Genomic DNA, 5621 nt, shown 5'->3' with positions numbered 1-5621 from the left:
CGAGATCTCGACCGGCGCTTGCTCGGTAGATCCCGTCGAATCGTTGCCGCACGACGTCAGTGTGAATACCGCTGCAACAGCGATCAATGTGGTCAATCCGGTGCGAACTGACATTCTGCTCTCCTCATCGAACGTAGTTGAGGTCGGCAGTCATCCCGGCCTCGAAGTGGTACGCGTTGTGACAGTGAAACATCCACCGTCCTGGATTGTCGGCGTCGAAGTCGATCGCCATTTGTGTACGCGGAAGTACGATCACGGTGTCTCGGCGAAGCCCGCCGTAGGAGGGAACCGAGAAGGTGTGCCCATGGGTGTGCATCGGGTGCCACATGTCGGTGTCGTTGTTCATGACGATTCGTATTCGCTCGCCCTGCTTCATTCTCAACCGACCTGCATCGGCGCCCGCCATTCCCCAGAGGTATCGATCGCCGGCCTGAATGAGATCCACCGAATACGCACGATCCGGTGCCCTCTGCTCCAGCGCTCCTGACGGGCGAAGCTCCGATTCCAGAACGAGCCGACCGCCGGAACCTGACAGCACTGCAGGCGAAGTCAGGTCGACGACCGCTACCGAATCCGGCGTCCGAAGCAGGCACGCGACGCCACCTGACTTCCCTTCCACCTTCGCGGCGATGGGCCACGAGCCGGACTGCACCGTCACCAATACGTCGTATCGCTGCGCGGGTGCGATCAGAATCTCGTCTCCGGCTGTGTAGGCAACGTCCTGCCCGTCAGCACTGACAACGGTCATCTCGTGCCCGGCGACCGAGAAACGGTACGGAGTCTCCGCCCCGGCATTGATCACCCGCAATCGAAGCCGAGTTCCGGCCGTCGCACTGACGACGAAGGGATCTTCCACAGGCCGTCCGTTGATCAGATGCAGTGGATACGTGATGTGCGTTGCCATTCCACCGAGCGCCTTGGAATTTCCGTGACCACTGCCGAGAAGTCCTGCGGCAGAATCAATCTCTGCACCATCGACTTCCGGTGGAGTGCCGCCGTGCCCGTGGTGTCCTCCCTGCACGTCCGGTGACAATGCGCGAAGCACTGCATCCGGGGTTGTTCCCAGCCCGTCGAGCCAGTCGTCGATCACGATGACGACGTCCTCGTCGGCTCCGGTCCGGTCGTTCGGGTCCTCGACCACGAGTGCACCGAATAACCCTCGATCGGCCTGCAAGCCTGAATGGGAGTGGTACCAATATGTTCCGTGATCCGGGGCCACGAAGTCGTAGGTGAACTCGGCACCTGGTTGGATTCGTTCCTGGGTGACCGGCGGGACGCCGTCCATGTCGTTGCGGATCGCAATGCCGTGCCAGTGCACCGAGGTCTCCGTCGGAAGGTCGTTCTGCAAAAGAACGTTGAGCCGGTCTCCCTTGGAGATTCGAAGCTCCGGGCCAACTGCTTCCGCACCGTACGACCATGTGTCGACCTCTCTGGCGCCCAGACTCACCCGAGCCGGTGCAGCTGTCAGATTCCGTTCGACTGTGCGCCCGCTATGAAATCTCGCCTGTTCGGCAGCACGAACTTCGTCGTCGAACGGTGAAATCTCAGAACTGGATTCGTTCGCCGAACCACGGCTGCACGCACTCAATGCCACAGAACCCAAAGCCGCAGAACCCACAGCCGCAGAGCCGAGCGTCACCGCTCCCCATCGCAGAGCCAGGCGCCGACTCAACGCACTCGAACTCATGCCGTCAGCGCCGTGAATTCCTGATAGCGCGTCGCGGCAACATCTTCGGTTCCGGTGCCGGTCAGATTGCCGGCAGCCATGGCATCCATGTCCTCGATCATCCAGAAGGTGGCGAAGGGATGAGTGGCAAGCCACATGTCTCCGTTGACCTTGGCCACTCGGTTCTCCTGCACCGCTGAAAGACTCGAGAATCCGGGAACACCGGCAACCTTGCCGAACTCGTACACGCCCTCGTCGAACACGGCTATGATCCGAGCATCCTGCGCCGGGATCGCCTCGTCGGACAGGGGCGCATACGGCAGTCCTCCAGCGGCATTCGATCGCTGGGATTCCGGACGCCCGAAGCCGCTCTCCGCCAACAACAACGACGGCGGCGCCTGCTCGGTGGTGGTGGCAAGGATTCCAGAACTGCTCATCAGCACCGACACGGTGTTCGCTTCACCACCGGACCGAGCAGAGACGTCAGCGATCTTGCCCTCCAAGGCGACAGTCAGCTTGTCGGCAACCGACTGACGATCAAAAGCGCGTCCGAAGAAGGCAAGATTCTCACGCCACGGAGTGGTGACGGCTGGGACCGGCACTGTGGGGACGGTCGACGCGAGGGAGTCGTAGTAGCTCCGATCGCCCATCGACGTGAAGATGACCAGTCCGGGATCCTGTGCGAGTACCTGCTCGATCGGGGGTGCACCGAGCGGCGGCACCGTGACCACCTCGGTACCAGCTGACGCCAAGATGTCCTGGCCGATCTCCGATCCCCACGACGTGAAGACCACGTCAGGGGTGATGCCGACGGCAAGGAGACCGAGTGCGGCGTATTCGTCGAGGGAAACAATTCGCCCGAGGTCGCCCGGAACCGACGTTTCACCGAATTCATGGGACACAACACGCGTTCCCTCGGCAGGTTCCGTCGTCGGTCCCGCCTCACTCGAGCTACAGGCGGCCGCAGTCAGGGCAACGACACTGACCAGCAGCGAAGCACCCAGCCTCGATAGGTAACCGGGTCGCGTTTTCAACTTCATGGTGTCCTTCAGCTTCGAAAAATCGGGGGCTTCGCATAAATCCGAGCACTGCTCGGATTTGGCAAGTAAACCTCACCTAAGTTCATCCGTCAATCGCTTGCGTCGACTACGCGACGCGATCCGACGCCACTAAGCTCGGTCGGACCATGACTGCGCCATCACCTGACAAGAAGTCCGCCGCGAAATCACAGCGCCGCCGGAGTTACAACACCGGGATCACTGCGGACGCGGTGCTGACCGTGGCGTTCGGGCTCAGTCGCGAGCACGGAGTCGAGGGCTGGTCGCTGCGGCAGCTGCTCGGCGAACTCGATACGTCGTTCTCCGTCGTCTATCGACTCGTCGGAGATCGGGACGCACTCTCGGCTGCGGTGGTCGACAGTGCGGTGTCGGCCGTGAACGTGCCATCCGCACAAGAAGATTGGCGTCAATGGCTGACGCATCTGCTCTTGCAGATGCGAGAGGCCTTGATCAAGTGTCCAGGCGCGGCACAGTGGCTGCTGATGAACGGAGTTGCCACCCAGCGCAGCCGGGAACTCATGGAGGCCGGATTGGCATCGCTGATCGACGCCGGGTTCGGGGAAGAAGCCGCTCAGGCTTACACCGTCGCCTTCACCTCGACAACCACACTGATCGCCATGAACGACGCCAGGCGCATTCCCAGCGGACAGCCTTCACCCGATCACAGCGCGATGCTGGAACGACTGAGTAACGACAGACCCTCAGATCCTCGTTCATCGATGGAGACACTGATCGGGAAGTTCGCCGGTCCACCGGATGCTGCGGAAGCAACACGGGCAGAACACTATCGCTACACACTCGACCGTGTCCTCGACGGCCTCGAGGCGCGGCTGAACGCAATCAAGGAGTCACAGAAATGACCGAGGGTCGCTGTCGCAGTTGTGCGACAGCGACCCCGCGGATGATCTGGATTCTCGGTATGCCTAGCGGAACAGGTTCGCGACGAACGGAATCGTGTCGGCCTGTGATTCGACCAAAGCGCCGCTGTGATCGGTGTTGTAGGTCTTGAACGTGACCGGTTCACCGTTGGCGACCAACGCTGCAACCAGCGAAAGTGCAGACGGTGCAGGGACATCCACGTCAAGCAGGCCCTGGCCGATGAAGATAGGGCGGTCGTATCCACTGGTCGGTACACCCATGTAATCGTTCAGCAGACCCTGGAAGTTCGGGATCTGACTGAGCGGGCGGGAAAAGATGTCACCGAGGACCAGATCCTTGGATGCCTCGTCCAGGTCTGCGGCGCAGAGCTTTTCGGCCGAGTCGACCTTTTCCCTTCCCAAGTCGTTCAGGTAGGAATTCAAGTCGATCTCGGGGTGCGCTTCCCGCAAGCCCGCGAGGATGTAGAGCGCGTACGACGTCAACCCGCCGCCGAGGGCGATGGGAGGGAAGCCCGGACCGGCAGGCAGGAGGGTCAACTCGATGTTGGCCGGCACTCCGGTACCCACGCCACCGCGGTAGTCGAGCGAATCCCCTCCATACTCGGTTGCGTAGCGCGCCGTCGTGATGGCCGCACCGCCGCCCTGCGACTGTCCGACCACTGCCCACCGATTCGAGATGGTGGGGTCGATCACCCGAGCAGCTTTGACCGAGTCGACGACGCTGTGCGCCTCCACCTTTCCGTCGAGATACGGCATCAGCCCTGGTGTACCCAGACCGACGTAGTCGGTGGCGACGACGGCGTAGCCCTCGGAGAGCCAACGCCCCAGGTAGGGGTAGTCACGCTCGGGCAGGCCAGGACCGACCAGCGAAGGGGCACAGGAATCGTCGAGTCCCGTGGTGCCGTGCGCCCAGGCGATGACGGGCCACCCGCCTTCCGGTGCCGGACCGGCCGGGACGTAGTACGCGCCACTGCTCAGCGCAGGCCCGCCGTTGGAACCGATGGTCCAGTACGTGAATCGCTTGGCGTCGGCGGTACCCGGAATCCACAGATCTTTCGGTAGCGGCTCACTCGACACCACAGTGCCGGTGGCTTGCGACGCGCTCGGTGCCTGTGCGGACGCGATGGGCGCAGCAACGGCGGAGCCGATCGTTGCAGCACAGAGGGCTGCGATGGATATGCGGGCAAACGACTTCGACTGGAATTTCACGTCTGACGACTCCGGTTCGTGCGGTGGGCGACCTCGTTGGACGTTATCGTAGATTTTGTTTAACCGATCGGTCAAGCAAAATCTTGCAGCTTCCTGAAACGTATATGTCGAGATTCCGGCCCCAACTCCGACCTAGCATCGAACCGCACGAAAAAACAGTAGGAGGATGTGTCCATGGCACACGTACGGCGTTTCGACCACATCGGCATCACCGTCGCGGACCTCGAATCAGCGACGGCATTCTTCGTCGGTCTGGGTCTCGAGGTGGAGGGCACCGGATCCGTGGAGGGTGAGTTCGTGGAAACCGTCTGCGGTATCCCTGGAGCCAAGTGCGAAATCGCCATGCTGCGCCCGCCGGGCGAAGGATCACGGCTCGAGCTCTCGTCCTTCGTCACGCCCGAGCACGTACCCGGATCGCCTGCTCCGATGGCCAACGAGATCGGGATACGCAACGTGTCTTTCGAGGTGGGCGATCTCCAGGCTGCGGTCGACGCGGTGGCTGCGGACGGTTACGGACTCATCGGCGGGATCGGCGAGTACGAGAACAGCGTGCGCATGGCCTACGTCCGGGGGCCTGAAGGAATCATCGTGTCCCTGTTCGAGCAGATCGCCTGAAGCGTCACGGCATTCGGAGCGTCAGATCGCCTTCCAGGAGCTGGCCAGAGCGCCCATCGCAGCCGCGAATTCGGCGAACGCCGCGTCGATTCTGACGCGGTCACCGGTGGTCACCAGATCGAGCGTCAACCCGCGAATCTGCGCCAACACGATCGTCGCGTAGCGATCAGCGCGATCGGGTGGACATCCGTGCGC

The 5621-nt window shown here is 62.1% G+C and carries 5 protein-coding genes; 2 read left to right on the top strand and 3 right to left on the bottom strand.

Annotated elements, in window-relative coordinates:
• Positions 1-124 precede the first annotated feature (124 nt).
• Positions 125-1687 carry a multicopper oxidase family protein gene (locus tag A2J01_RS07165; protein WP_064112405.1) on the bottom strand — a complete coding sequence of 521 codons (1563 nt, stop codon included), beginning with the start codon at positions 1685-1687 and terminating at the stop codon, positions 125-127.
• On the bottom strand, positions 1684-2706 hold the full coding sequence (locus tag A2J01_RS07160) for an ABC transporter substrate-binding protein (RefSeq protein ID WP_064112404.1): 1023 nt from the start codon (positions 2704-2706) through the stop codon (positions 1684-1686). Before A2J01_RS07160 ends, A2J01_RS07165 begins: the two co-directional genes overlap by 4 nt.
• 146 nt (positions 2707-2852) lie before the next feature.
• Between A2J01_RS07160 and A2J01_RS07155 the strand changes: the two genes are divergently transcribed.
• Positions 2853-3584 (top strand): TetR/AcrR family transcriptional regulator, encoded by a 732-nt coding sequence (locus A2J01_RS07155; protein ID WP_064112403.1) that lies wholly within the window; start codon positions 2853-2855, stop codon positions 3582-3584.
• Positions 3585-3647: 63 nt separating this feature from the next.
• Here A2J01_RS07155 and A2J01_RS07150 read toward each other — a convergent pair whose 3' ends face one another.
• Positions 3648-4811, bottom strand: coding sequence for an alpha/beta hydrolase family protein (locus tag A2J01_RS07150; RefSeq protein ID WP_003940397.1), 1164 nt, complete (start codon positions 4809-4811; stop codon positions 3648-3650).
• A 174-nt stretch (positions 4812-4985) separates the two neighbouring features.
• Between A2J01_RS07150 and A2J01_RS07145 the strand changes: the two genes are divergently transcribed.
• A complete protein-coding gene (locus A2J01_RS07145) occupies positions 4986-5426 on the top strand; it encodes a VOC family protein (RefSeq protein ID WP_064112402.1) in 441 nt (146 codons plus the stop codon).
• Positions 5427-5621 lie beyond the last annotated feature (195 nt).

The sequence above is a fragment of the Rhodococcus sp. EPR-134 genome, from assembly GCF_001647205.1.
GTDB lineage: Bacteria > Actinomycetota > Actinomycetes > Mycobacteriales > Mycobacteriaceae > Rhodococcus_F > Rhodococcus_F qingshengii.
The sequence above is the reverse complement of the archived record's forward strand: the minus strand, read 5'-3'. Positions and strand labels throughout refer to the sequence as shown.

What these genes read in the sequence shown, in the direction of transcription:
- A2J01_RS07155 (WP_064112403.1), top strand. Translation starts at nt 2,853, where the DNA reads ATGACTGCGCCATCACCTGACAAGAAGTCCGCCGCGAAATCACAGCGC.
- A2J01_RS07145 (WP_064112402.1), top strand. Translation starts at nt 4,986, where the DNA reads ATGGCACACGTACGGCGTTTCGACCACATCGGCATCACCGTCGCGGAC.
- A2J01_RS07160 (WP_064112404.1), bottom strand. Translation starts at nt 2,706, where the DNA reads ATGAAGTTGAAAACGCGACCCGGTTACCTATCGAGGCTGGGTGCTTCG.
- A2J01_RS07165 (WP_064112405.1), bottom strand. Translation starts at nt 1,687, where the DNA reads ATGAGTTCGAGTGCGTTGAGTCGGCGCCTGGCTCTGCGATGGGGAGCG.